This window comes from Saccharothrix tamanrassetensis, assembly GCF_014203665.1.
GTDB lineage: Bacteria > Actinomycetota > Actinomycetes > Mycobacteriales > Pseudonocardiaceae > Actinosynnema > Actinosynnema tamanrassetense.
On the sequence record NZ_JACHJN010000028.1, the window covers coordinates 1 to 1,838 of the forward strand.

Annotated in this window: 1 protein-coding gene and 1 pseudogene; one reads left to right on the plus strand and one right to left on the minus strand. The window is 72.0% G+C overall.

The window, feature by feature from the left end; translation table 11 throughout:
• Positions 1-117, plus strand: a pseudogene (locus tag FHS29_RS37475) (VOC family protein); the annotation flags it as partial.
• Between the two features lie 145 nt (positions 118-262).
• Here FHS29_RS37475 and FHS29_RS36165 read toward each other — a convergent pair.
• Positions 263-1,786 (minus strand): FAD-dependent oxidoreductase, encoded by a 1,524-nt coding sequence (locus tag FHS29_RS36165; RefSeq protein WP_184699241.1) that lies wholly within the window; start codon positions 1,784-1,786, stop codon positions 263-265.
• Positions 1,787-1,838 lie beyond the last annotated feature (52 nt).

Genomic DNA, 1,838 nt, shown 5'->3' on the forward strand with positions numbered 1-1,838 from the left:
GCGACGGTCATCGAGGCTTTCGGCCCCGCCCCGTGGGCACCCGCCTTCGGCATGCTGACCGACCGCTTCGGCATCACCTGGATCCTCGACGTGGCGGCCGGACACGGACAGCCCTGAGATTGCGACGCCGAGGCGCGGCCGGCACGGCCGCACCTCGGCGTCGCAGGCGCCTGCCCCGTCGCAGAGGCCGCACGCGGGACTCGACGTGCCGCAGCACCAGCTCGATGCCGGCGATGGATGTGGGAGTTGTCGGGAGCCGCGCCTAGTTCTCCGGGCTGCCGAACCAGTGGGCTGTGCTCCGGGCGAACTCGTCGAGGTCGGGGGCGTCTTCAGCGGCCCATGCCACGATGCCGTCCGGACGGATCAGCAGGGCGCGGTAGCCGAGGTCCTCGCGCACCTGGCCCGCGGCGTACCGGACCCTGCCTGCCCAGCCCTCGGCGATGACCTGCATCGCGCGGTCGCCGCTGAAGTCGAGCGCTACACCCTGGCCCTGGCGCAGCAGGTCGCCCAGGCGGGTGCCGTCCTCGAAGCGGAAGTCCGGGGCGGTCCGGCCGACCAGCGGGTTCCCGTTGCCCAGGTCGTAGCGGTCGAACAGGCCCGATGTCATCCGGTACACGTGCGTCGTGCCACCGGCGGTGCTCATCAGGTCGTGGACCAGCCGCCGCAACGCGGGGGCGTTGGGGCCCGGTTTCATGGTCGCCACCTGGGCGCGTGACCAGTCGAGCACCGAGGCGCCGACCGGATGGCGCTCGCCGGTGTAGGTGTCGAGCAGGCCGTCGGGCGCGTGCCCGTGCACGGTGGCGGCGAGTTTCCAGCCGAGGTTCACCGCATCGCCGATGCCGAGGTTGAGTCCTTGACCGCCGAGTGGAGAGTGGATGTGCGCGGCGTCGCCGGCGAGCAGCACGTGTCCCTTGCGGTAGGTCGTCGCCTGCATCGCACGATCCGTGAAGCTCGATGCCAGGTGGACATCGGTCAGCGTCACGTCGGTATCGGTGATGCGACGCAGCACCGCCTGCAGGTGCTCGCGGGTCAGCGGTGTGGAGCGGTCGAACCCGCCGCCGTCGAAGTCCATCAGGCCCAGGTGCCCCTCGAAGGGCGTCCGCAGGTACATGCCGCGGGGCGTCAGGTTGAAGCCGAGCGGCAGCTGCTGCGGGTCGGCGAAGGTGACGCGCGCGACGTAGCCGGTGAACAGCGGATCCGTGCCGACGAAGTCGAAGCCTGCGAGTTCGCGAACCGCGCTGCGACCGCCGTCGCACCCCACCAGCCAGCGTGCCCGGTACTCCTGTCCGCCCGCCGTGGCGACCACGGCCTCGTCGTCCTGGCGCACGGCCGTGACGGGAACACCCCGGATGATCTCCACGCCGAGTTCGGCGGCCCACGCGGACAGCACCGCCGAGACCGCTTCAAGGCTGGTCATGAAACCCTCCCCCACCGGGCTGGGCAGCCGGCGGGGAAGGGCGGATGTGTCGATGTCGGCGGCGTCGAGGCCCATTCCCGCGAAGTGGCTCACGTTCCGGGGAGCCGGCGCTTCGACCGCATCGGGGGCCGCGCCGACCTGATTCTCATCGGCGCCGGAAGCGCGCACCATCGCCGCGAGCAGCCCCCGGCGGTAGAACGCCTCGGCGGACCCGGCGGTCAGGCCCCGCAACCCGAGCGGGAGCGCCTTCAACGGCGAGCCGATCTCCCGGTCCCGCTCGAGGAGCAGGACCGAGCAGCCGGACAGGGCCAGTTCGCCTGCCAGGAACAGGCCGACGGGGCCGCCGCCGACGATCAGTACGTCGTGCACGGGAGATCCCCTTCTCGGAGAGGGTCGATGGGCGAACGCGGCCCCGGGCGGG